23 protein-coding genes are annotated in these 25,924 nt (G+C 39.7%); 21 read left to right on the top strand and 2 right to left on the bottom strand.

Annotated features, from left to right (window positions below; all coding sequences use genetic code 11):
• Window positions 1-15: 15 nt before the first annotated feature.
• From AXG56_RS11900 to gndA, 3 genes are all read left to right on the top strand, one after another.
• Window positions 16-1,104: a glycosyltransferase gene (locus tag AXG56_RS11900; RefSeq protein WP_062514779.1), complete on the top strand. Its 1,089-nt coding sequence runs from the start codon at window positions 16-18 to the stop codon at window positions 1,102-1,104.
• Window positions 1,105-1,372: 268 nt separating this feature from the next.
• Window positions 1,373-2,815, top strand: a complete 1,443-nt coding sequence (gene zwf, locus AXG56_RS11895; RefSeq protein WP_039870943.1) for a glucose-6-phosphate dehydrogenase — start codon at window positions 1,373-1,375, stop codon at window positions 2,813-2,815.
• Window positions 2,816-2,854: 39 nt separating this feature from the next.
• A complete protein-coding gene (gene gndA / locus AXG56_RS11890) occupies window positions 2,855-4,264 on the top strand; it encodes an NADP-dependent phosphogluconate dehydrogenase (protein ID WP_062514777.1) in 1,410 nt (469 codons plus the stop codon).
• Between the two features lie 701 nt (window positions 4,265-4,965).
• Here gndA and AXG56_RS11885 read toward each other — a convergent pair.
• Window positions 4,966-5,250: a hypothetical protein gene (locus AXG56_RS11885; protein ID WP_062514776.1), complete on the bottom strand. Its 285-nt coding sequence runs from the start codon at window positions 5,248-5,250 to the stop codon at window positions 4,966-4,968.
• 142 nt (window positions 5,251-5,392) lie between these two features.
• Between AXG56_RS11885 and AXG56_RS11880 the strand changes: the two genes are divergently transcribed.
• The 3 genes from AXG56_RS11880 to AXG56_RS11870 all read left to right on the top strand — a co-directional run bounded on the left by AXG56_RS11880 (window position 5,393) and on the right by AXG56_RS11870 (window position 6,879).
• Window positions 5,393-5,704 (top strand): hypothetical protein, encoded by a 312-nt coding sequence (locus AXG56_RS11880; protein ID WP_062514775.1) that lies wholly within the window; start codon window positions 5,393-5,395, stop codon window positions 5,702-5,704.
• Between the two features lie 97 nt (window positions 5,705-5,801).
• On the top strand, window positions 5,802-6,539 hold the full coding sequence (locus AXG56_RS11875; RefSeq protein WP_062514774.1) for an SHOCT domain-containing protein: 738 nt from the start codon (window positions 5,802-5,804) through the stop codon (window positions 6,537-6,539).
• 97 nt (window positions 6,540-6,636) lie between these two features.
• Window positions 6,637-6,879, top strand: a complete 243-nt coding sequence (locus tag AXG56_RS11870; RefSeq protein WP_062514773.1) for a hypothetical protein — start codon at window positions 6,637-6,639, stop codon at window positions 6,877-6,879.
• A gap of 35 nt (window positions 6,880-6,914) precedes the next feature.
• Here AXG56_RS11870 and AXG56_RS19600 read toward each other — a convergent pair whose 3' ends face one another.
• Window positions 6,915-8,735 (bottom strand): tetratricopeptide repeat protein, encoded by a 1,821-nt coding sequence (locus AXG56_RS19600; protein ID WP_062514771.1) that lies wholly within the window; start codon window positions 8,733-8,735, stop codon window positions 6,915-6,917.
• Between the two features lie 298 nt (window positions 8,736-9,033).
• Between AXG56_RS19600 and AXG56_RS11860 the strand changes: the two genes are divergently transcribed.
• From AXG56_RS11860 to AXG56_RS11790, 15 genes are all read left to right on the top strand, one after another.
• Window positions 9,034-9,792, top strand: a complete 759-nt coding sequence (locus AXG56_RS11860; protein ID WP_062514769.1) for a YveK family protein — start codon at window positions 9,034-9,036, stop codon at window positions 9,790-9,792.
• Window positions 9,782-10,477, top strand: a complete 696-nt coding sequence (locus tag AXG56_RS11855) for a CpsD/CapB family tyrosine-protein kinase (protein ID WP_062514767.1) — start codon at window positions 9,782-9,784, stop codon at window positions 10,475-10,477. The genes AXG56_RS11860 and AXG56_RS11855 overlap by 11 nt, the downstream gene beginning before the upstream one ends.
• Window positions 10,478-10,626: 149 nt before the next feature.
• Window positions 10,627-11,394: a tyrosine-protein phosphatase gene (locus AXG56_RS11850; RefSeq protein WP_062514765.1), complete on the top strand. Its 768-nt coding sequence runs from the start codon at window positions 10,627-10,629 to the stop codon at window positions 11,392-11,394.
• 263 nt (window positions 11,395-11,657) lie between these two features.
• Complete coding sequence (locus tag AXG56_RS11845; RefSeq protein ID WP_062515256.1) at window positions 11,658-13,487, top strand: nucleoside-diphosphate sugar epimerase/dehydratase; 1,830 nt, start codon at window positions 11,658-11,660, stop codon at window positions 13,485-13,487.
• A 12-nt stretch (window positions 13,488-13,499) separates the two neighbouring features.
• Window positions 13,500-14,378, top strand: a complete 879-nt coding sequence (galU, locus tag AXG56_RS11840; RefSeq protein ID WP_062514763.1) for a UTP--glucose-1-phosphate uridylyltransferase GalU — start codon at window positions 13,500-13,502, stop codon at window positions 14,376-14,378.
• Between the two features lie 55 nt (window positions 14,379-14,433).
• Window positions 14,434-15,660: a DegT/DnrJ/EryC1/StrS aminotransferase family protein gene (locus AXG56_RS11835; protein WP_062514761.1), complete on the top strand. Its 1,227-nt coding sequence runs from the start codon at window positions 14,434-14,436 to the stop codon at window positions 15,658-15,660.
• Between the two features lie 18 nt (window positions 15,661-15,678).
• Window positions 15,679-16,290 (top strand): sugar transferase, encoded by a 612-nt coding sequence (locus AXG56_RS11830; RefSeq protein WP_062514759.1) that lies wholly within the window; start codon window positions 15,679-15,681, stop codon window positions 16,288-16,290.
• The gene (locus tag AXG56_RS11825) at window positions 16,287-17,501 is read left to right on the top strand and encodes an ATP-grasp domain-containing protein (protein ID WP_062514758.1); all 1,215 of its coding nucleotides are present in this window, start codon (window positions 16,287-16,289) and stop codon (window positions 17,499-17,501) included. The genes AXG56_RS11830 and AXG56_RS11825 overlap by 4 nt, the downstream gene beginning before the upstream one ends.
• Window positions 17,494-18,693, top strand: coding sequence for an ATP-grasp domain-containing protein (locus tag AXG56_RS11820; RefSeq protein WP_062514757.1), 1,200 nt, complete (start codon window positions 17,494-17,496; stop codon window positions 18,691-18,693). Before AXG56_RS11825 ends, AXG56_RS11820 begins: the two co-directional genes overlap by 8 nt.
• Before the next feature lie 23 nt (window positions 18,694-18,716).
• Window positions 18,717-19,862, top strand: coding sequence for a glycosyltransferase family 4 protein (locus tag AXG56_RS11815; protein WP_062514756.1), 1,146 nt, complete (start codon window positions 18,717-18,719; stop codon window positions 19,860-19,862).
• A gap of 5 nt (window positions 19,863-19,867) precedes the next feature.
• Window positions 19,868-21,037, top strand: a complete 1,170-nt coding sequence (locus AXG56_RS11810) for a glycosyltransferase (RefSeq protein ID WP_062514755.1) — start codon at window positions 19,868-19,870, stop codon at window positions 21,035-21,037.
• A gap of 58 nt (window positions 21,038-21,095) precedes the next feature.
• Window positions 21,096-22,415, top strand: coding sequence for an O-antigen polymerase (locus tag AXG56_RS11805; RefSeq protein WP_062514754.1), 1,320 nt, complete (start codon window positions 21,096-21,098; stop codon window positions 22,413-22,415).
• Window positions 22,415-23,338, top strand: a complete 924-nt coding sequence (locus AXG56_RS11800) for an ATP-grasp fold amidoligase family protein (RefSeq protein ID WP_201029313.1) — start codon at window positions 22,415-22,417, stop codon at window positions 23,336-23,338. The genes AXG56_RS11805 and AXG56_RS11800 overlap by 1 nt, the downstream gene beginning before the upstream one ends.
• A 54-nt stretch (window positions 23,339-23,392) precedes the next feature.
• Window positions 23,393-24,691 (top strand): lipopolysaccharide biosynthesis protein, encoded by a 1,299-nt coding sequence (locus AXG56_RS11795; RefSeq protein ID WP_062514753.1) that lies wholly within the window; start codon window positions 23,393-23,395, stop codon window positions 24,689-24,691.
• A gap of 44 nt (window positions 24,692-24,735) precedes the next feature.
• Window positions 24,736-25,902 (top strand): nucleotide sugar dehydrogenase, encoded by a 1,167-nt coding sequence (locus AXG56_RS11790; RefSeq protein ID WP_062514752.1) that lies wholly within the window; start codon window positions 24,736-24,738, stop codon window positions 25,900-25,902.
• The last annotated feature ends 22 nt before the right edge of the window (window positions 25,903-25,924 follow it).

Genomic DNA, 25,924 nt, shown 5'->3' with positions numbered 1-25,924 from the left:
GGAGAGAGAAAGCTTATGAATAAACGTGTGCTAGTCATCAGCAACATGTATCCCAGTCGGAAGAATCCGACGTACGGAATCTTTGTAAGAAACCAGGTGGAAGCATTGAAGGAGAAGGGGATGTCGATCGATATCGCCGTCAACCGCGACAACCGCGGCGGCAAGTTCCACCTGCTTAAGAAATACTTGATCTGGATGCTGAAGATCCTGATCAAGCTTCTGACAAACGGACGCTCCTATGACGTCATCCATGCCCATTACATCTTCCCGAGCGGACTGCCGGCGCTTCTTTTCAAGAAGCTGTTCAAAACGAAGCTCGTCGTCACCTCCCACGGGGGAGATCTCGACCAGATGGCGAAGAAGAACCCGTGGATCCGCAAGATGACGAAGAAGATCATGGAGAAGGCGGATGAAGTCATCGTTGTCGGCGAAGCGCTGAAGGACGAAGTCGTCGGGGAGTTCCACATCCGCCCCGACAAAGTATCCGTCATCAACATGGGCGTCGACCGCAGCGTCTTCCGCCCGGTCGATGCCGGGGAGATGAAGGACGAACTCGGACTTTCTCGCGACCGCAAGCACGTCCTGTTCGTCGGCAACCACATCAAGGCAAAAGGACTCCAGGAGCTTCTCGAAGCGTTCCAGTCGCTCAACAAACAGCGCGGCGATATGGAGCTTCACTATATCGGAAGCGTGAAGGATGAGAACTTCCTCGACTTCCTGAAGCGGAGCGTCCATCCGGATCAGAAGGCGCACGTCCATTTCCACGGGACGAAGAGCCAGGCGGACCTTGCCAAGTGGACGGCTGCTGCCGATGTGTTCGCCCTTCCTTCCTATATCGAAGGCTTCGGACTCGTCGCCCTCGAAGCGATGTCGTGCCATACGCCGGTCGTCGCATCGAACGTCGGCGGGCTCACGTACCTCCTGAAGGACGGAGCCGGCATCCTCGTCGAACCGAAGAGCGCCGAATCGCTCGAAGCCGGTCTCAAGCAGATGGTCGAAGACGAACTTGGCCGGAAGCGAATGATCGACAAAGGCGAAGAAATAGCAGCACAAAACGACACCGACATCCTTTTGGACAAAATCATCGCCCTTTACAACAAGTGATGCATACTTCTATCAAATGGTCGAAACATAAGGTTAAACCAGCAGGCTGATGCACTTTCCATGCTCAGCCTGCTTTCGTTTAAATCGTCTTGCTTTCATAAAAAAATGTCGAATTATATAATAGTGTATAGTGTGGATGACTTAAAAAATTGGTAAAGATGCTATATACTTGAGTACAGTGCATTGGTAAAGTACAGGAGGTAGAAAAGAAATGGATCAAAAGGAACGCGAACAATTGGATGTAAATGGAATCGATTCCGTCGAAATGATGGATGACATGACCTTTGTTTTATTCGGAGCAAGTGGAGATTTGGCCAAGCGGAAAATCTATCCGGCCTTATACAACTTATATATCGAAGGCAAAACTCCAGAGAAGCTCTCTGTCGTAGGTCTTGGACGTAAGCCATATACGAAAGAAGTGTTCCACGACATCATCAAGGAGTCCCTGGAAACCTTCTCCCGCCGCAAAGCGGACCCGGACAAGCTCGAGGCTTTCCTCGACCAGTTCCGCTACTTCATTTTCGATGCGATGGAAGCTCAGTCTTATCAGGACCTGAAAGCCTTCATCGAAGAGCGTGAAGCGGAGATCGGCATTCCGGACAACCGTCTGTTCTATCTATCCGTCGCGCCGACACTCGTCGAGCCGATCACCGAATCGATGAACGAAAACGGCATCACGAATACAGAAGGATGGAAGCGTCTGATCGTCGAGAAACCATTCGGCAGCGACCTTGCCAGCGCCCAGCACTTGAACGAGCGCCTGACACAAGTGTTTAACGAGGACGAAATCTTCCGTATCGATCACTACTTAGGAAAACCGATGGTGCAGAACCTGGAATCCCTGATCCGTCCGAACCCGATCCTGAAATCGATCTGGAACCACGAACTGATCTCCAACGTCCAGATTACGGCGAGTGAGACAGTCGGTGTCGGTACACGTGCCGGTTATTATGACAAATCCGGAGCAATCCGTGATATGGTCCAGAACCATCTGTTACAATTGGTAATGATGACGGCGCTGCACCACCCAGAGAAGTTGTCAGCGAAAGAGATCGAAGAGAGAAAGACAGCGATCATGCAGTCGATCCGTCCTGTAACGGACAACATCGAACAGCACGTCGTCCGCGGGCAGTATGAAGCAGGCGAACTCGACGGCGAAGCTCTGCCTGGTTACATGGAAGAAGACGGCGTCGCCGAAGATTCCAACAACGATACTTACTTTGCAGCGCGCTTGTATCTCGATAACGAATACTGGAAGGACATCCCGTTCTACATCCGTACAGGAAAACGCCTGTCCAAGAAATCGACCCAGATCGTCATCGAATTCAAGAACGAAGCAGACGAAGCAGAGGTACAACAAGGCGTTGTCTCCAACCTGCTCGTCATTGAAATCAACCCGAACGAAAGCATCAGCCTGCGCGTCAACATGAAGGACGACTCGAACGAACACTTCGAACCGGCTTACGTCACGTTCTCGAAGAACCTGGACGACCAGCCCGAAGCATACGAGAACCTGTTGAACGACGCCATGGGCGGCCTTTCCACCTACTTTGCCCACTGGAGCGAAGTAGAGCTGTCATGGAAATGGATCCAGCCGATCTTGGAAGCCTTCGAAGCGGACCAGCTTCCGCTCCACGGCTACAAAGCAGGATCACAAGGACCGGCAGCTGCCGACGACCTGCTTAAAGAAGACGGCTTCAACTGGTGGTAAGAACGACGTTTATTACAAAAGGGAAGGATTGATCGGAACATGGGTAAACAGAATATCGGAGTTATCGGTTTAGGGGTCATGGGTGCGAACCTTTCCCTGAACATCAAAGACAACGGCTACAGCGTATCTGTCTACGATTACTGGACAGACCGTGTCGAAGAAATGGTGAAGGATGCGAATGACGACAAAGTCGTAGGCACATACAGTGCTGAAGAATTCGTCGGTTCCCTCGAAACACCGAGAAAGATCTTGATGATGGTCAAAGCCGGCGAAACGACGGACAAAGTCATCGACAGCCTCGTCCCTTATCTTGAAAAAGGCGACATGCTGATCGACGGTGGGAACACGTTCTATGAAGATACGGAGCGCCGCGCTTCTTATCTCGAAGAAAAAGGCATCCACTTCATCGGAACAGGCTTCTCCGGCGGGGAGGAAGGTGCCCGTAAAGGACCTTCCATCATGCCTGGCGGACCGCGCGAAGCATACGAAGAAGTGAAGCCGATCTTCGATGCGATCGCAGCGAAAGTCCAAGGAACTCCTTGTGCTGCCTACATGGGCCAAGGCGGAGCCGGCCACTACGTGAAGATGGTCCACAACGGCATCGAGTACGGCGACATGCAGCTCATCTGTGAAGCATACTTCCTGATGAAGAACGTCCTCGGCCTGTCCGCTGAAGAGCTTCACCAAGTCTTCAAAGAGTGGAACGAAGGCGAACTCGACAGCTACCTGATCGAAATCACAGCCGACATCTTCACGAAAGTCGACGAAGAAACAGGCAAGCCGCTTGTCGAAGTGATCCTTGATACCGCAGGTCAGAAAGGTACCGGAAAATGGACGAGCCAAAGCGCGCTTGACCTCGGTGTACCGCTTCCGATCATCACCGAATCCGTATTCGCACGCTTCATCTCCGCTATGAAAGAAGAGCGTCAGAAAGCGAGCCAATACCTGACTGGTCCGGAAATCAACTTCACCGGCAACAAAGAAGAAGCGATCGAATCGATCCGCAAAGCGTTGTACATGAGTAAAATCGCTTCCTACGCGCAAGGCTTCACGCAGATGAAGGCAGCTTCCGAAGAAAAAGGATGGGACCTTCAGTACGGCGACATCGCGATGAACTTCCGCGGCGGCTGTATCATCCGTGCGCAGTTCCTGCAGAAGATCAAGGATGCGTTTGAGAATGATAAAGAGTTGACGAACTTGCTGCTTGATCCTTATTTCCAGGATATCGCGGTGAATTATCAGAAGGATCTTCGTGATACGCTTACGCTTGCGATCCAGAATGGTATTCCTGTTCCTGCGTTCTCTGGTGCGCTTGCGTACTTTGACAGTTATCGTACGGCGAAGCTTCCGGCGAATCTGCTTCAGGCGCAGCGTGATTATTTTGGTGCGCATACGTATCAGCGTGTGGATAAGGAAGGTACGTTCCATACGGACTGGATGAATATTTAATGTTTTTTAGAGTCAGTGCCCTTTTGGGTGCTGACTTTTTTTTTTGTTTTGGGGGGTGCTTCCGTTGTCAGGGTTTGGTGTAGGAGGGGGCGGGGGTAACTCGCTTTCCGTGGGGAGAGGGGGAGCCTCCTCGATCCTCTGGATCTGTGGGGTCTCCCCGCTTCTCCAGTTCCCACAGGAGTCTCGTCACCCCCGCCCCCTCCTTGCGGTGATGGAGAAACGGAAACGCTGAGAATTGTCACAGCAACTCTCTTTTTTGGGAGGGAAAAGAACATAGCGGCTGGGGACGACTCGCTTTCCGTGGGGAGGTGGGAAGCCTCCTCGATCTTTCAGATCTGTGGGGTCTTCCCTACGCTCCACTTCCCACAGGAGTCTCGTCACCCCCGCCCCCTCCTTGCGGTGATGGAGAAACGGAAACGCAGAGAGTCCTCACAGCAACTCTCTTTTTTGAGAGGGAAAAGAACATGGCGGGCGGGGGACGACTTGCTTTCCGTGGGGAGAGGGGGAGCCTCCTCGATTTTTCAAATCTGTGGGGTCTCCCTGCTTCTCCAGTTCCCACAGGAGTCTCGCCGTCCCCCGCCCCTCCTTGCGATGATGGGAATAACGGAAACGTCTGGTTCGTCACAGCAACTCTCTTTTTTTTGGAGAGGGAGAGGGCAAAAGAAGGCCCATGTTCTTTGGGGAACATGGGGGGAGTGGGGTTATGCTTTTTTGCTTCTGGTGATTTGTGTGATGAGTCCTAGAAGGAAGAGGAGCAGGCCGTTGGCGATGGCGAAGATGGCGAAGTAGGCGCCGGTGAAGGCTTCGCCTGTCGATCCGAGCACAGCGAACAGGGCGCCGGCTGTGATGGAGACGAGAATGCCGCCGATCATGATGAGGACGCCGGAGATCATGAGATCGGCGGAGCCGTTGCGCTGCCATTTGACGGCGTAGACGTTGGCGGTGATGAACAGAGCAATGACGAACACATAGACGATGGTTTCCATGTCATCCCTCCTTATTTGCTTCTACTATACATGGTTATGAAAGCATTTACAAAAATAGAGCCGAACATATCAAGGAATGAAAATCACCGGTGCTTCGTATAGTGATGGGAACAGCCAATTCAGACGAAGCGGGGGAATGAAAGTGGGGGAGAAACGGCTTTATGCGTGGAGCATCCTGTCGGGGCTTGTGAGTGTCGGTTTCATCATCGCCGGGTTTTACAAGATCTTGGCCTACAACAATCCGTATGAGGATGATATTCTCACAAGCAGCGGAGATGCCGTGAATGCCTACGTCGGTGCGGATGCGTATAACCTGATCATCAACGGTACTTACGCGACTGCTTTTTTCGTGCTGGCAGCGGGCTTCCTCATTGTTGCAGGTTTGTTTTTCCTGGCACAGACGCATCTGGATATTCATGCTGGAGAGACAGATACAAGTGTAGAAAAGCAGTAGAAGGCCAATCTGAGTGAGGGGGATGCGGCTATTCTTTTGTTCCTAAGTTGCGGTTACAATGCATTGATTTACCACTCCAATTTAAGGGGGGATTTTAATGTGGGGTGTATTAGGTGTGATTGCTGTGTTTTCAATAATGTTTTTAATTGTTTATTCTATTAGGGAAGCGGAAAAGAAAGAGCAGCTTGATCAAGAACTTGCATCATTTATTGAATCAAAAAATATGGAGCTGACGCAAAAGTTCGAAACAAAAGATCAATCTATCGTTGCGGTCGATGAAAATAAGCAAGTAGTGTATTTCTTAATTCCTTCAGCTAATCCTGTTAAGAGTGTCGGTGATTATAAACTGTTTCAATTGGATTACCAAGACATTATGGAAGCAGAAGTAAAGATAGACGGAGAGACAATTACTAAAACATCAAGAGGCAGTCAATTGGCCGGTGCTGCCTTAGGAGGATTATTAGCCGGTGGCGCAGGAGCAGTTATCGGCGGGCTGTCCGGGGGAACGAAATCATCTGATAAAGTACAAAGTGTTCAATTGCATGTAGTGATTAATAACACTCAGCACCCCTTTCACTCCTTCGAATTTTTAACAATACCAGACGTAAAGAAGAAAGAAGCTCAGTACAAACTCGCTTTCGACAAGGTCATGCACTGGCAAAGTCTTTTTAAAGTAATTATTGGAATTGCTGATAAAAAAGATAAAGAAACTATTGCAGATCTACAACACGCAGACAGTCTGGCTGACGAGCTAAGAAAAATGCATGAGCTTTTTAGTGATGGGATAATAAGCCAAGAAGAATATGACGTGCAGAGGAAGCGTATGCTCAATTAGGTTTGACTTTCGATTGCATAGGATAGGCATCTAGTGGGTGTTTAAATTATCCATTATATGGTATTTTGGACATAGGAAGAGAAAGAGAGGGGCGCCTGTGTATCACAAAATAAGTACCATCGTTACATTTCTTTTTGCTTTTATATTCTTATATGCCGTACTCTTTAATCATTCATTATTGTCCACTACCCTGTACCAATGGCTGATGTGTGCGTTTCTGTTTATGCTTGGAGCGGAAGCGGTGTGGGCGAGGCAGGTCAAAAAGCGGGCGAATGTCGCAGCGGGGATCTTCTGCATGGCTACGGCCCTGTTTATTCTTGCTGCTACAACATTCTTATGAAAAAAGGCAGCACATATACATGTGCTGCCTTTTACTTATTCTGTTGATTGGCTTTCCGTATCGACCTGTTTGAATACAGCGGTCACCTGCTTGTTGCGATCCATCGTGACGGAGCTGCTCGATCCAGCTCCGGAGATGTCTCCCTGCCAGCCGGCGAACGTCCAGCCGTCACTCGCGACAGCGGATACGGATATCGATTGTCCCGCCTTAGCACTCTTGCTGGAAGCACGGATCGTTCCTTCTCCGACGACTGACATCGTGAGGGAGTAAGTCTCCGGCTCTGGTTCCGGTTCGGGCTCTGGCTGCGGAGCAGGGTCAGGCTTCGGTTCCGGTTTCGGTGCAGGAGCTGGTGACGGTTGAGGTTTCGGCTCCGGCTTTGTTTCCTGTTTCGGTTGCTCCGGAGCAGGGGAGCTGTCCTCCTCACTCTCCTCGGATACCGTCTCTTCCGGCTCCGCCTCTTCAGCTTCTGTCTCGACAAACACGGCACGGACCGATTTATCTTCGTCCATCGTCAGCACAATATCCCGCGCCGTTCCAGTGAAGGAGCCTTCCCAATGATCGAATTCCCATCCATCTTTGGCCCGGGCGCGCAAACTGACTTCCGCCATATCGGGATACGTACTCTCCAGGGAATCACGAACGATATTCCCTTCTCCCTCAATCGCTAAAGAAAGCTCATGCTGGCCCTTTTCGAACACGGCAGTCAGCTGCATGTGATCCTCTACTGTCAGATTGAGCGGGTTCACGGCATCATTCCGGTCTCCACGCCATCCGGCGAATTCCCATCCTTCGGCAGGAATCGCTTCGATCGTGACATCTTCTCCCACCGCATAGCTGTCCTCGGCAGGGTACACAGAGACAGATCCTTGGCCTTCCGCAGAGGTTTGAATAAATTTCTCCCCTTCGTCTCCCTCTACAAAAAGATCGACTGTTTCTTTCAATCCATCATAGCTCACCGTCAGCGTGTCTTTCCCTTCCGCAACGGCTGTCAAGGTCGCGCTTTGGTCGTCACGGTCTTCAATTTCAAAAAGGCCCCCGTCCACGGACCATTCCGGTTCAAACGTCATCTCTTCTCCAGCTGCATCCGTTCCGGTGACGGAAAGGTCTAAGGTCTCATCAACCGCGACCGGCTCCAGTTCCTCTGGTTCCACTGTCATCTTCTCGAGCAGCTGTTCAACGACTTCGACATCTAATTGCTCGGTGTAATCTTCCCACTCGACGGAGACCTTCGCTTTCCCGAGCTGATCACCAGCTAGTGTCACAAATTTCTTCCCGTCCTTCTCCTCAAGCGTCACTGTCTTCTTATCGACGCTCCACTCAGCAGCGAGGGGAGTAAGCTTTTCGCCTTCGCCTTCATACACGAGCTCAAGCTTCCGGTTATAGCCCTTCTGAATGAGCGGACGTTCCGTATGTATGTATATCTTTGAAGTCAAATCATCCTTCGCCTGCTTGAGCGTATCCGACTCCACATATGTCAAACCACGGTCCAGCGTCTGGTATCCCTTCTCTATATCACCCGTCGAAAGGTAAAGGCTTGATAACTTCCCATATAAGTCCGGTTCCTTCGGTGTTTCATAGATCCCTTCCTGAATGACAGCGACCGCCTCATCCGTATCCTTCACCGCCACATACGCATCGGCAAGCTCCAATCGCGCATCCACATGCCCGGCGTCCTTCGACAAGACTTCCTTATACAGCTGAATGCTTTCTTCATAATTCTCCGCTGTATAAGCATCCTTCGCCTGTTTATATAATTTATCCAACGTATTCGCTTCGACCGCATTCATCGTGAAGAATGCACCGACTCCGACAACGATCAGTCCAATGACTACGATCAACAGGGACTTCCAGTTCACTGAAGCCTCACACCTTTCCTTATTTAATAGATTAGTTCCCCTCCATTATACATAGATTTAAGAAAAATATGGATTAATTAGTGGGAATTTTGTAGAATAGTAGGTATTGGAAAATGAAAAGCTAATACATTTGTACTAAATAGTGGTATCTACTGCAGCCTAAACCTTGATAGGACGATACTCTTAGGTAGCAGGGATATGAAGTGTTTGAAAAATTTGCAATTGTCACCGCAAATTTGAAAATATGTATGCTATAATGTCCTCATGTGTAAATTCGACAAAAATTGGAGGTTCATCAATGGAAGAGACTATTTCCTTGAAAGAAATTTTCGAGGTGTTGAAGAAAAGAATGTGGCTTATCCTCGGTCTTGCCGCAGGTGCCGCCGTTATCAGTGCCCTTATCACGATCTTCTTGATCACACCTACGTATGAAGCATCTTCACAATTCATCGTAAACCAGTCCCAGAGTCAGAACCAGAATACAGCGGTTGATATCAACGAAATAAGATCCAACGTAGAACTTATTAATACATATAATGTTGTTATCAAAAGTCCGGCTATATTAGATGAAGTAGCGGACGAATTAGGCCTATCGATGACAGCCAGCCAACTGGCAGAGAAACTGCAAGTATCCAGTGCAGAACAATCCCAGGTCGTAAACGTGACGGTGACCGATGAAAGTGCCCAGCGCGCGGCTGATATTGCCAACACGACTGTCAGCGTGTTTAAAGAGCAAATTCCTCAATTAATGAGTGCAGATAACGTCAAAGTATTGTCGACAGCGGATGTGGGAACGGATCCATCTCCTGTAAGCCCGAATACTACCTTAAATATAGCCATCGCCTTAGTAGTCGGATTGATGATCGGTGTCGGTCTAGCCTTCCTGTTGGAATATCTGGATAACACGGTCAAGACAGAAGAAGATATTGAAGATTTCTTAGGCATGCCGGTGCTTGGTGTCGTCTCTACTATTTCCGATAACGATATGGCCGCACGAGGCCGTACTCAAAAAAAAGCACAAGTAAGTTCCGTAAGGGGTGAATCTGTTGGCACGTAAACCGAAGAAGCACGCATACAACAAGTCCGTACGTACCCTTATTGCGAACGACAACCCTAAATCCCCAATTTCCGAACAGTTCCGGACCATCCGTACGAACCTTCAGTTCGCGCAAGTTGATGGTGAACTAAAGTCTATGATCATTACTTCGGCAAGTCCATCGGAAGGAAAGTCGATTACTGCCGCAAACGTAGCAGTCGTGTACGCTCAGCAAGGGAAGAAAGTCCTTCTTGTTGATGCAGATCTAAGAAAACCGACGGTTCACTATACGTTCCGTACGGGGAACACCCACGGCTTAAGCAATTACTTGGTCGGAAGCCAGCCGCTTCGTGAGCTTGCACACATGAGCAGTGTGGACAAGCTGGACATCATGTCCAGTGGGCCGATTCCACCAAACCCATCTGAACTGCTCGGTTCCAAAAAGATGATGGAGTTCATTGATGAAGCGAAGAAATTATATGATTTGGTCATTTTCGATACACCCCCAGTTCTAGCCGTAGCTGATTCGCAGGTATTAGCAAACCATGTCGATGGCGTCCTGCTTGTCATCCGCAGTAAGCAGACAGAAAAAGAAGCAGCTATGAAAGCAAAAGAACAGCTTGTACAGACGAAAGCAAATGTCTTAGGAGTTGTCTTGAACGATCAAGAAGTGAAGAACAGTAACTACTATTATTATGGCCAATAAAGAGAATGAGAGAAGCATTTACTGCTTTTCTCATTTTTTGTGATTGTCTATATTTGTCGAATAAAGTTCCTTCCTGTCTTTTCATATCCTTGTTATAATAAATAATAAATATTGAAAATTCTGAAATTATTTCATATGGAGGTTTCCACATGATTGATATACACAGTCATATCCTTCCCGGTCTTGATGACGGAGCTCAGACAATAGAAGAAAGTCTAGCTATGGGAAGAGCAGCTGTAGAAGATGGCATACATAAGATCGTAGCGACTCCTCACCATAAAAATGGTGTATATAAGAACTTTAAAAACGATATCGTCATCCAAGTGGCAGAGTTGAACAGACAATTCCAAGTCCATGGAATCGATGTCGAAGTCCTTCCAGGACAGGAAAATCGAATTCATGGAGAGTTGATTGAAGGTTTAAAGAACGATGAGATATTGCCAGTAAATAGCAAGAGTTCTTATGTGTTCATTGAATTTCCATCCGGCCATGTGCCGAGGTATTCATCTCAAATACTGTTTGATACTCAAGTCGCGGGATTCACACCTATTATCGTTCATCCAGAGAGAAATAAGCAGATCATGGAGCATCCGAATATATTACATGAATTCATTAGTAAGGGATGTCATGCCCAGCTGACGGCAGGTAGCATCTGTGGGAAGTTCGGTAAGAAAATCAAGAAATTCTCTGAGCAGTTAATTGAGGCAGATTTAATCCATTTAGTAGCTTCCGATGCTCATAATACTTCTTCCAGAGGCTTCAGTATGACAGAAGCGTTTCAAGAGATTGAAAAGACATTTGGAGGCAGTAAGGCTTATCAACTTGCGGAAAATGCTGAATATGTAGTTATGAACGAAGCATTATATAGCTCTCCTCCTACTAAAATTGCTAAGAGGAAGTTTTTCAACCTTTTTTAGGTATTTAGAATTAGTATGTGTGTAATGAGAACTTTATTTTATGTATTTGATACTGTTAAAAAATATAACGTTTATTTTATATATGTAGTAAATTACTCCTTCATTATCCAGGTCTTACCTGTTATAATTGATGTGTTTGCTAAAATATAACATTTATGGAACATAATGATTTTAATTACTTTTTTTACTTATTATTTCATAAAACAATATTGGAAGGGGAGATACAATTGACTGCTGCCTATCGAAAGAGGCTTTTATTATTAATGGGAATCGATTCAATTATTGTATCGTTTTCTATTTACATGTCTCATTTTTTCTTAAACCCTTACGTAGCGGTGTTTGACCAGATGATGCTTGTTTCCTCTTTGGCACTACTATTAACTCATCACTTATTTTCAAGCATGTTTGGTATGTATAAGAAGAAGTGGAGATATGCAAGCACGGAAGAGTTGATAGGAATCATCGCGGTAGTAACTCTATCAATTTTAACTACTGCTGTTATTCAAGGATTAGTCTTCGGGTTAATTTATCAGAGAGCACTAACAATCACTTGGATGTTACACATTCTAATGATTGGCGGCATTCGTTTTGTTTGGCAATACTATAAAGCTTATGGATTCACTATAAATCCTAAGCTTAAACGTGCGAAAATAATCAAAAAGGATCCCAATCACCAAACAACTTTGATAGTTGGGGCAGGATCAGCGGGACGTATGCTCGCTAAACAGATGATGAATTCAAATGATTTTAATAACGAGATTGTAGGTTTTGTCGACGATGATTTTACAATGCATCACTTAACCATTAATAATTTACCCGTTCTTGGAAGTACAGAAACAATTGAAGAGAACGCAAAGAAATTACAAATCAATCATATAGTTATTGCTATGCCATCTGTAGACAGGGATAGAATAAGTGAAATCATTCAAGCTTCTAAAAAAGTGGTAAAGAATGTTCAGACTCTACCGATGATTGAGGACATAGCACTTGGGAATGTGTCCGTTAGTCAAATTCGTGACGTTCAAATAGAAGACCTATTAGGAAGAGAACCGGTAGAACTTGATATTGGTACTATTGAGTCAGAAGTCAAGGGTAAGACCGTTTTAGTAACTGGTGCAGGTGGAAGTATTGGTTCAGAAATATGCAGGCAGCTAGTAAAGTTCAGTCCTGAGCGCCTCGTTTTGCTGGGACACGGGGAAAACAGCATTTATACGATACATATGGAATTACAACAACTCGACATCCCGACAGAGCTTATTACCGTCATTGCTGATGTGCAGGATAGAGAACGAATCTTCCAAGTGGTATCCGACTATCACCCGTCTTATATTTATCATGCTGCAGCCCATAAACACGTCCCGTTAATGGAAGCGAATCCGAAAGAAGCGGTGAAGAACAACGTTATCGGTACGAAGAACGTTGCGGAAGCAGCCGATCATGCAGGCGTAAAAGCATTCGTGCTCGTCTCCACAGATAAAGCAGTCAATCCGCCGAACATCATGGGATCGACGAAACGAATCGCAGAAATGGTTGTCCAGAACTTAAGTAAGAAGAGTGAGACGAAATTCGTTGCCGTCCGTTTCGGTAACGTATTGGGAAGCCGCGGAAGTGTCATTCCATTATTCAAAAAGCAGATTGCAGCAGGTGGACCAGTTACCGTAACCCACCCGGATATGACGCGCTACTTCATGACGATTCCGGAAGCATCAAGGTTGGTGCTGCAGGCAGGAGCACTTGCCCGCGGCGGGGAAGTGTTTGTGCTCGATATGGGAGAACCAGTAAAAATTGTCGATCTTGCGAAGAACTTGATCCATCTTTCTGGTTTTACGGAAGAGCAAATACCTATTATATTCCAAGGTATCCGTCCCGGTGAGAAAATGTATGAAGAACTGTTGAGTGATAAAGAAGTTAACAAAGAGCCTGTATTCCCTAAAATCTTTATTGGGAAGACTGTGGATTTCGATTTTCAATTGGTTCAATATTTGATAGACCAGCATGTGGAAAGTAACGCAAAGGATTTAAAAGGTTATGCCATTGCTTTAGCTAACAATAGACTAACAAATGACAAGCCGATCTTGGAAAAGGTTCATTAGGAGGGGTAAGTTTTGAAAAAAGTGAGGAAAGCTATTATACCTGCTGCGGGTCTCGGAACACGCTTCCTTCCTGCGACAAAAGCTATGCCAAAAGAGATGTTACCAATTGTGGACAAACCCACGATTCAATACATTGTAGAAGAAGCAATTGAATCTGGAATTGAAGATATAATCATAGTTACTGGTAAAGGGAAACGCGCGATTGAGGATCATTTTGATAAAAACTTTGAATTAGAAAGTAATCTAAAGGAAAAGGAAAAGTTCGATCTTCTAGAAAAAGTTAATGCTACTTCTAATGTGGAAATTCACTTTATTCGTCAAAAAGAACCAAAGGGGCTCGGTCATGCAGTTTGGTGCGCGCGGAAATTCATTGGTGATGAACCGTTCGCTGTGTTACTTGGTGATGATATCGTTCGCGCGGAAAAACCATGCTTGCGACAGCTGATGGATCAATTTGAAGATACCAATTCTTCCATCATTGGTGTTCAAACTGTTCCCGATGAAGAAACACACCGATATGGAATAATAGAACCGCTTAGTCAAGAGGGGCGTCGATATCAAGTTAAGACTTTTGTCGAAAAGCCTGAAAAAGGTTTGGCACCATCAAATCTAGCTATTATGGGGCGTTATATATTAAAATCGGAAATTTTCAACTACTTGGATAAGCAAGAAAAGGGAGCCGGTGGAGAAGTTCAATTGACAGATGCTATACAATTTATGAATGAAAAACAAACTGTATATGCCTACGACTTTGAGGGCAAAAGATACGATGTAGGAGAAAAGTTGGGTTTTATAAAAACCACAATAGAATTATCTTTAGAGGATAAAGAATTGAGTGATGATGTATTAGATTACTTAAATAGTTTAATGGAAATATATGTTAAGTTGTAATTGGAATTAGTACATATAATTCAATTAATTCAATTCTAAGAGAGAGGTGCGCACTTTGTTAAACATTAAAAAGAGAAATATTCCATTCTCCCCACCCGATATTACAGAAGAAGAAATAGATGAGGTTAAAAATGTAATGAAGTCTGGTTGGATTACTACTGGGCCATTAACGAAGAAGTTTGAAAGAGAGATTTCAAAATACAATGGCGTTAATAATTCCGTTTGTTTAAATTCCGCAACAGCAGCAATGGAATTAACACTTAGAATATTGGGCGTGGGGCCTGGTGACGAAGTAATCACCTCTGCCTACACTTATACTGCTACAGCTTCTGTAGTTAATCACATAGGAGCCAAACTAGTTTTGGTTGACACAGCTCCCGATTCTTATGAAATGGATTACTTAAAATTATCAGATCTAATCACTGAGAAAACGAAAGTTATAATTCCAGTAGATTTAGCAGGTAAAATATGTGATTATGAAACAATTTACAGTATTGTTGAGTCAAAAAAACATTTGTTTAAAGCAAGCTCAAAATTACAAAGAGTATTTAATCGAATAATCGTAATGAGCGATGCTGCACACGCTTTTGGGGCAACTAAAAATGGCAAAGTTTGCGGTAATATTAGTGATTTCACGTGTTTCTCATTTCATGCAGTAAAAAACCTAACGACCGCAGAAGGAGGGGCCGTTTCTTGGAAAAACAGATCTGGTTTGGATGATAAGTGGTTATATAAGCAATATATGCTCTATAGTCTTCATGGGCAATCAAAGGATGCGTTTTCTAAGAACGCTTTAGGTGCGTGGGAATATGACATTATATACCCTGGCTATAAGTGTAATATGACTGATATATCTTCTAGTATTGGTTTAAAGCAACTAGAAAGGTACAATGATACACTTAAGCGCCGAATGGAAATAACTCAAATATACGATAGTGCATTAAATCCTTTAGGGGTTAAGACTATCGAGCATAAAAATAATAATGAAAATTCTTCTTGTCATCTATATATCACAAGAGTACCTGGTATAAATGAAAGTGAAAGAAATGATATTATTAAAGAAATGGCTGAATTTGGAATAACTTGTAATGTCCATTATAAACCACTACCTATGATGACGGCATATAAGAACATGGGATTTAATATTGAAAACTACCCTAATAGTTACAATCAATATTCCAACAGCATTACCTTGCCTTTACACACTTTGTTAACCAACGATGATATTAATTACGTAATACAACATTTTTTAAAGATAATAGAAAAATACAAGAAAGCATAAATTATGGAGGGTGGAAATATGTATAGTCTTTTTGTAAAAAGATTTCTAGACATCTTCATTAGTATAATAATAATGCCTTTTATAGTTATATCGGTTATAGTAATTGCCCCTTTCATCTTCATAGAGGATCGGGGACCGATTTTTTTCAATGCTGAAAGAAGAGGTATTAAAGGTAAGAATTTTAGAATGATCAAATTCAGATCAATGTTTGTAAACGCACCCGATATTAGGAATAGTGATAATTCGACATATAATAGTAATAACGATTTTAGGGTGACCAAAACAGGTAAAATTTTGCGGAAAACATCTTTAGATGAAATCCCCCAGTTCATCAATGTGTTAAAGGGTGATATGAGTTTAATTGGGCCAAGACCTAATATGACATCTAAACCCTTAAATAAATTAAGTGATATTGAAAAGAAACGTATTACCATACGTCCTGGGATAACTGGATATAATCAGGCATATTATAGAAACTCAATTAGTCAAGACGAAAAATATAAGAATGATTGCTATTATGTAGATAATATTTCTTTTACTTTGGATGTGAAAATAATTTTTAATACAATACTGTCTGTGGTTAAAGCAAAAAATATCAATAATCCTTCAGAAAAGAAGGTCACGAAATGAAAACGAAAAAATTGTTAGTTATCGGTGGGTCTTATTTGCAATTGCCTGCAATTATAAAAGCTAAAGAATTAGGGTTGGAGGTTGCAGTAGCTGATTATGATCCAAATGCTATCGGTATTTCTTATGCAGATAAATATTTTAATGTAAGTACTATAGATGAAGATGGTGTGTGTTTAGCAGTAGAAGAATTCAGACCGAATGGAATTATTACACTAGCTACTGATATGCCTATAAGAGCTATTGCAAAAGCATGTGAAAAGTTTAATTTAAAAGGTATATCATATGATGCAGCTAATAAATCAACAAATAAGGAAGCAATGATTAAAGCACTTAAAAAAAATAATGTATCTCACCCATGGTTTTATACAATAAATAAGTTGCAAGATATTTATAACATAAAAAATCAATTGAAATTTCCCTGTGTAAGTAAACCTATAGACAACTCTGGCAGCAGAGGTGTAACTATAGTTAAAAATGAAGATAATTTAGAATCTGCCCTAAATTATAGTTTATCCCATAGTCGTGGCTCAGGTGTAATAATTGAAGAATTTATGGAGGGAGATGAGGTAAGTGTAGAAGTACTAGTCGAAGATGGCAATCCATACATATTAGCTGTAACTGATAAAACCACTACCGGAGAGCCACACTTTGTTGAAATTCAACATAGTCAACCTAGCATGCTAAGTGATAAGGATCTAAGTGATATAAAACATTTAGCAATTGACGCAATTCTAGCTCTAGGAATAGACAATGGGCCTGCACATGTAGAGATTATGCTAACTAATGAAGGGCCGAAGATTATTGAAGTGGGAGCGCGTTTAGGAGGAGATTTTATTACTTCTCATTTGGTACCACTGTCTACTGGAATTGACATGACAAGTGAATATATAAAGATGGCTTGTGGGGAAGAAGTTAATTTAGCACCGCGTTTCAATAAAGCTAGTGCAATTAAATATATTACAGCAGAAGAAGGAATGATAAGAAAAATTAGCAACTTGGATACACTAAAAAAATTTAATGGTGTAAAAGAAATCGCAATGTTAAAAAAAACCGGAGAAAAATCTACAAAAATTAAGAATAGTCATGACCGTTTAGGTTATGTAATTTCTCAATCTAATGATGTGGTTGAAGCAATAAAAACGTGCGAACAGATTATAAATAAAATTAATATAGATATATCTAACGTAGAGGAGTACGAAAATCATGTCTAATAAAAGATTATTAATTTTGGGTGCTGGAAGAGGTCAAGTTGAGCTTATAAGGACGGCAAAAGATAAAGGAATCGAAACAATAGTAGGAACTTTACCGACTAAGTATAAGAAAGGTTTAGAAATAGCTGACCATATATGCTACATGGACATTTCAAAGCCCGAAGAAGTACTAGATAAAGCAAAGGAATTAAATTTAGATGGAATTGCCACTTCATGCTTGGATACAGGTGTAACTTCTATAGGTAAAGTTTGTGATGATTTAGGCTTGGTTGGCTTAACTGAACATGCAGCTGAACTATGTCAAGATAAATTTAAAATGAAAGATGCTTTAATGAAGCATGATGTAAGTACGGCTAAGTTTTTTAAAGTATCAACAGATAATGACGTCGAGGCAGCCTTAGTTCAATTACATTTTCCTGTAATCATTAAAGCTACTGACCTTCAAGGTAGTAAAGGTATATATATAGCAAATAATAAAAAGGAAGCAGAAGACGGATTTAAAAAAGCCCTGGCGGATACTATGAAAGAATATGTAATAATTGAAGAATTTATTGAAGGTTGGGAATTTGGAGCTCAGGCATTTGTATATAATGGAGAGGTTCTATTCGTCATGCCTCACGGGGATGATACATTTATGAGTCATACCGCAATCCCTGTAGGTCATCATGTCCCACTCAAGTGTTCTAATAATGTACTGCATAAAACCGAAGAGTGTGTAAAAAAAGCAATAAAAGCGCTTGATTTAGATAACTGTGCAGTCAATGTAGATTTGATTGTGAGAAATGATGAAGTATATATTATTGAGTTAACAGGCAGAGTAGGTGCAAACTGTTTGCCAGAACTAGTATCAATAAATTATGGAATCAATTATTACGAAATGATTATTGATTTAGCTTTGGGTAATGATCCACGAGATCTTTGGGGAAATAAAGCAAATGAAAAAAATGCAGGATTTGCTGAAATGCTATTTTCTAAAGAAGAAAGCGGTGTTCTAGAGTCTATATCTTATGAGGGAGAGGCTCAAGATAATCTAGTGGATTTAACTTTCTTTAATAGTGTAGGAGATGCAATTAATAGGTTTGAAAGTTCAGGTGATTGTATCGGCCAAGTCATAGTCAAAGGAAATGATATTGAAGAGTGCAAAAAAACTATAAGGGAAATAAAAAATAATATTAATATAAAAATTAAATAGTTAATATTAAGGTGTTGATGTGTGTGAGAGTATTAGTAATAGGAAGAGGATATCCCGAAGTTAAGACTGGTATGGTCGGCATATTTGAATTAGAACAAGCTAAAGCAGTTTATAATTTTGGTAATAAACCTATTGACGTTCATTATATGTTTTGTGATAATAGATCGATTTTTAGATTAAAACAGATTAAAAAAATTAATAAAATGGAAGATGACGTATATGTTTTTGGGAGGAACCTGCCTATAGGTGGGCTTCCAAATTCTATATTTGACAAAGTAAAATCTAACATAAGTGTTAGTATTTTGAAAAAATATATTCAGAGCTATGGAGTACCTGATATAATCCATCTACACTTTCCAATCATAACACTTACAGATCATTTTTTTGATTACATTAAAACTACGAAAGCAAAAATTGTTGTAACAGAACACTACTCTCGAGTTCAAAATAAAGAATTAACCCCGAATCAAGTTAACTTGTTGAGAGAATTGGCTTGCCATACTGATAAGTTTTTATGTGTGAACAATGAGCTCCCTAAAAGTATTAGAGAGATAACTGGAGTGGAAAGAAGATTTGAGGTAGTACCAAATGTTGTTACTTCAAAATTTGTTAATAGAACAGTCCCTCCATTAGATGGTTATTATCGGTTTATATCTATTGGTAGATTGGTTAAAGGAAAAAAGTTTGATGTACTAATTAAGTCCTTTTACGAAGCATTTAAGGATAATAAAAATGTAAAGTTGTTGATTGTAGGTGATGGTGAAGAATATTCGTCTATAAAAAGTATAATAGAAAAATATAAACTGAGTGACAGAGTAACAATGACTGGTTTCCTAAGTAGAGAAAGAACTGCTGAGATTTTAACTAAAACAGATTCTTACGTTTCAACTAGTGCATTTGAAACTTTTGGTGTACCCATAGTAGAAGCAATGACTTGTGGAAAGCCAGTACTTATACCAGATAGTTCCCCTTTGAAATCGTATATCACTGAAAGACATGGACTAATATTTAATCAAAATGATTTAGTGAGCAAATTGAGAGATATGTACAATAATAGGAACAAATTTGAAAATGATAAAATTAGAGATTTTGCAATAACTAACTTTAGTGAAAGTGCTGTAGGGACTAAATTATATAATATATATGAGGATCTATTGGAAAAGGAGTAATTTTTGTGAGAATTTTAGTTATTTCCCCTTTTTTCCCACCAAGTGCAAATGTTGCTATAATGAGAATTTCTAGCCTTACTAACCATTTGATTAGTAACGGTCACGATGTAACTGTTGTTAGAAATGAATATGATAATGACAAACGAATTAGTACCTTGTCCGACAGTGATGAAAGATTATTAAATTTAAGAACTTATACTGTACCTATGGATGAAAAAGTAAGGTATTTTGAAGCAAGTAACCGCTATAAAAAAGTATTTAGAGAGTTAATGAATAAGGAAGAGTTCGATTTAGTACTAATTACTGCTGGTCCATTTTATACAATTCCCTTATGTGACATTGCTAAAAATGAGTATGATACGAAATGTATAATCGACTACAGAGATCTATGGATTTTTGATTTAAGAAACAAAATTGATTTTTTAAAACCGGTTAATTTAACAAAAAAAGCATTATATTATCCTATTGAAAGAAAGAATATTTCATGTGCTGATGCAGTAGTAACTGTCACTCAAAGTTGGAGTAATATATTAAAGAAGGTTTACAGGACAGATAATATACATATAATTACTAATGGATATGATGATCATCAGCTGAAAAGTAAGAATGAAGTTATAAATTATGAATTTGATAACAAGTTTGTTATTGCTGCTTTTGGAAAGCTAGCTTATTATTCTGAGGAGTACGCAACTAGATTTTTCGAGGCAATGAAAATATTATCTAAGAATATTCCCAATTTATTAGTGCTACATATTGGTTTGCCTGAAGAAGAAACCTATAGTGCAATTAGGAACTCTGGTTTTGATAATAATCGTTATATTAATACAGGCTTTATAAATTATAAAGACGGTATTCAACTATTAAGCAATGTTGATTTATCAATCATAATAGATGTAAGGAAAGGTGCTATGGGCACCAAATTATATGATTACATCTATGTCAATAAACCATTAATATATTTTGGTAAAAGGAAAACATATTTAGATTATTTTATTAATGAATTTATTGGTGGCTTTTCATGTTATAGAAAAAGTGATGTAATTAATGCTGTTACTAAAATTAATGAAAATAAGATAAGTAATCTAACTAACCATAATGAGTTAGAGAACTATTCAAGGAGTAGACAAAATAAAAAGTACATAAATCTAATCGAAAGTTTAGTGAATTTAAAATAACTTGCTAAATTAAGATTTTTTAATATATGGATGCTTTTGAAAAATAAGGGGAATTAATGTGGTATATTTTTTAATACTATTGTTGTTTGCTTTTATTATCATCGGGTTTGTAATCTATAAAAATATCTATAACCCAATTACTCTAATGAACGCCTCCTGGTTTTTATATGTTACATTGTCCTTATTAAGCCTATATGGGGTCGATAGACCTAATAGTGAAACATATAGCCTCATCTTTTGGGGAATAATTTCTTACAATATTTCATTTCTATTTTTAGGAAAACGATATTTTAAATTAAATTCACGAAAAAATCGAGATTGTAGCGTTGATTTGAAAAAAGAAGCGGTTTTTAATTACAAATTACTTTATGTAGTCTACATAATTGTTATTTTTTTCCTTCTGATTCAGTCAGCAAGTGTCTTAAATTTAATAATAAGCGGTTATAAACTAGACTATATTCGTCAAATATATGTTGATCAAGAAAATACTTCTAGTTGGGTGCTTAATTTTAGAGGTTATATAGCTACTCCTGTTGTTTATCTTTCATTACCAGTTATGGCAATAGACTTTTTTAACGGTAAACGAGACAAGCTTTTGATTGTAGCGACTTTTATACTAATGGGGCTCTGGGTCTTCTCCTCCGGTGGGGGAAGATCAATACTTATATGGCTTATCCTTTATTTCATTCTATCAAAACTGATATTTAAACGTGAAATAGACTTAAAGCTTAACCTACCAAGCAAAATCGTAGCTCTATTGGGAAGTTTCCTTATTCTATCATATCTCCTCTATATGAGTTTACAGCGTAGGGTGGATTTTGATTTTTTTAGAGAATTTTATATATATTTTGGTGTTCCTATAATACACATGGAGAGAAGAATTGAATATATAAATATGTATTTTAATGATTTTTATAGCTTTGGGTTATCATCTTTAAATGGTATTTTCCAATCGTTTTTTTTCCTTCTAAATAATTTGAAGATAATACCTACGTATCCAGAAATACTATTGGAGACTAAATTCTTATCTTTTGACATTTTAGAAGAAGGTATAAGCGTTGGTGGTAGTGTGCCGGATATGAATGCATTCGCTACGATATTTTATCAATTTTATCTAGACGGAAGAGTAATTGGAATCATAGTTGGAATGTCGATTTTCGGCATATTTGTAGGTCATTTTTACAATAAAATGGTAATAGATTTTTCAAATAAATATGTATTATTGTATTTATTGTTAGCCCAAAAGATAGTATTCTCTATGGTAAGATTTTATTTTAATCAAGTAAATCAAACGATTTGCTTTATAATGGCCTTCTTTATTTTCTCATACGTGTACACCAAATTTGATAAGAGAACTTTGATCAAAAGGAGTAAATAATGAAATTAATTAAAACAAAACTAAAAGAAAACAAAATGTTATATAAAATATATTTAAGAAATAAATTGAAGAAGGCTAAAAAAATAGGGGATAAAAGAAAAAAAATGAATATTGAGGAAATGAAAAAAGTAATTGACAATGAATATAAGGAAAGAATTAATGAAAATATAAATTGGAATCACCCTAAGAAGTACACAGAATTAATCCAATGGAACAAACTGAATAATATTGATCCCCGGAAAACTAATTATTCAGATAAGATTCTCGTGAGAAGTTATGTTGAAGAAACTATTGGAGATGAGTACTTAATTCCTATGATAGGAGCATGGAATGATTTTAATGAAATCAACTTTAATCAATTACCTTCTTCATTCGTTTTAAAAACCAATCATGGGTCTGGAACAAATATAATAGTAAAAAATAAAAGAGATTTGGACTTAGATATTGCGCGAATAAAGTTAGAAGGATGGATGGACATTGATTATGGTTACATACATGGGTTTGAATTACATTATTCAGACATAAAAAGGAAAATTTTTGCTGAAGAATTTATAGATACACAAGGAAAAGAGTTGGAGGACTATAAATTTCTTTGTTTTAATGGTGTTCCCTATTACTGTTGGGTTGATGTAGATAGATTTGGAGATCATAGAAGGAATATATATGATCTGAATTGGAATTTGCAACCCTGGATACAAACATATCCAAATACTGATAATGCCCTTCCGAAACCACAAAACTGGACCTTGATGGTTGAATTGGCAGAGAAGCTAGCAAGTGATTTTCCTCATGTAAGAGTAGATCTTTATAATGTTGAAGGTGAAATTTATTTTGGAGAAATGACTTTTACAAATGGGTGCGGATATGAAATTATACATCCACGTAAGTATGATACTCATTTAGGTGATTTATGGATTGATTAACCTGATTCATTTAATGTTTTTGTGATAGTACTTCTTAGAATGTAAGGTGAATACATGAATGGAACTATGACGCTCTTAAAAGGTCTCAAAAGTAACAAATTTTTTCGAAACGTATTGATAATGATAAGTGGTACGGCTGCGGCTCAAATTATCTCTTTCATCTTATCACCTATTATTACACGCCTCTATGGACCCGAAGCCTATGGCATCATGGGAACATTTATGGCTCTAATTATTATAATAACTCCAATAGCTTCGTTGACCTTCCCATCTGCTATCGTCTTACCAAGAGACGATGGAGAAGCAAAGGGTTTAATTAGAATATCCATATATGTAAGCTTAGTGCTTGCTTCAATAACTTTTTTCATTATTCTTATTTTCCAAAATAATATTGTAGAATTATTGAAGCTAGATTCCATCCAAGCCTTTCTTTATCTAATACCACTTGTAATAATACTTGCCGGTATATTTCAAGTAACAGAACAATGGCTGATTAGAAAAAAATATTTTAGTGTATCCGCTAAGTCTACTTTTTGGCAATCTATTATTACTCAAGGAAGTATAGTCTTAATAGGTTTGTCTTACCCAGCAGCAGTGGTTCTTGTTCTTGCGCAAGCATTAAAGGAAGGATTAAAAACTACTCTAATGATGCTTTTTATGAGGAAGAGTAACCATATCGGAAGTTTAGATATATCACGTTTAGGTAATGATTCTTTAAAATATTTACTTAAAAAATATAAAGATTTTCCTATATTCAGAGCACCAGAAGTTTTTCTAAATAGTCTTTCACAAAGTTTGCCTATTTTAATGCTTACGATATTTTTTGGTCCTGCCTCAGCTGGGTACTATTCAATATGTAAAAATGTTCTTAATTTGCCGATATCTCTAATTGCAAAATCCGTAGGTGATGTGTTCTACCCAAAGGTTTCTGAATCCTTTAATGATGATAAAGATATTACTAAATTAATCATGAGGGCTACTTTGTACTTGTCTTTAGTTGGCGTTATACCTTTTGGCCTAATTATTTGGTTAGGCCCATGGTTGTTTTCTATAGTCTTTGGTGCAGATTGGTCATATGCAGGAGAATATGCTAGGTGGGTTGCGTTATGGACTTTTTTTGCGTTTATTAATATACCAAGCGTGAAATCCTTACCGGTCCTTTCAGCTCAATCATTTCAATTGAAATATACTATATTCATGTTAATATCGAGGTTGTTCATGTTAATAATAGGATATTATTTCTTCTCAAGTGATATTATTGCTATTTCATTGTTTAGTATAAGTGGTGCTTTATTAAATGTTGGTTTAATAATATCAACTATACAAATAAGTAAGAAAAAATATAATGTCTGATAAGAATTCACTTTAGAAAATTATATATAATTGGAGTTGTTTACGTGAAAGTTACAGTCGCAGGTACAGGGTATGTAGGCTTATCTAATGCAATACTGTTGGCACAACATAATGAAGTTATAGCTTTAGATATAATTCAAGAAAAAATAGATATGATAAATAATAAAAAATCCCCTATTATTGATAATGAAATTGAGGAGTACTTAGCGACTAAAAATTTGAATTTATTCGCTACGACAGATAACTATAAAGCATATAAAGACGCTGAATATGTTATTATATCCACTCCTACCAATTATGATCCTGAAAAGAATTACTTTAATACTAGAACAGTTGAAGCAGTAATTGCGAATGTCCTTTCTATTAATCCGGATGCAATAATGGTAATTAAATCTACAGTTCCAGTAGGATATACTGAATCTGTTCGTGAGAAGTTTGAAACTGAGAACGTTATTTTTTCTCCGGAATTTTTAAGAGAAGGCAAGGCACTTTATGATAATCTTTTTCCTTCAAGAGTGATAGTGGGAGAACAATCTGAAAGAGCGAGGGTTTTTGCTGATTTGTTAGTAGATGGTGCGGAAAAAGAGGACATCGAGGTGTTACATACCAACTCTACAGAGGCAGAAGCCATTAAATTATTTGCCAATACATATTTAGCTATGAGAGTTGCATACTTTAATGAACTAGATTCTTATGCTGAAATTAGAGGTTTAGATACCAAGCAAATTATTGAAGGTGTTGGTTTGGATCCTCGAATAGGAAATCATTACAATAACCCTTCATTCGGTTATGGAGGCTATTGCTTACCTAAAGATACTAAGCAGTTATTGGCTAATTATGAAGATGTTCCTAATAACATTATGGCAGCAATTGTGGATGCCAACAGGACCAGGAAAGATCATGTAGCTGAAATGATTATTAAAAGAAAGCCTAAGGTAGTGGGTATTCACAGACTCACTATGAAAACTAATTCAGATAACTTTAGGCAATCAGCGATTCAAGGTGTAATGAAAAGAATTAAGGCAAAAGGTATTGATGTTGTGGTTTATGAACCTGCGCTTTCTGAGGACACGTTTTTTAATTCAGCAGTAGTAAACAACTTTGAGAACTTTAAGAAACAGTCAGATGTTATTATTGCAAATAGACTTTCCGAAGATTTAAACGACGTAAAAGACAAGGTTTACACAAGAGACTTGTTTAGTAGAGATTGATAGTTTTTAAAAAAGGCATGAT

The organism is Halobacillus sp. KGW1, assembly GCF_001592845.1.
In the GTDB taxonomy this organism is placed as follows: domain Bacteria; phylum Bacillota; class Bacilli; order Bacillales; family Halobacillaceae; genus Halobacillus.
The sequence above is the reverse complement of the archived record's forward strand: the minus strand, read 5'-3'. Positions and strand labels throughout refer to the sequence as shown.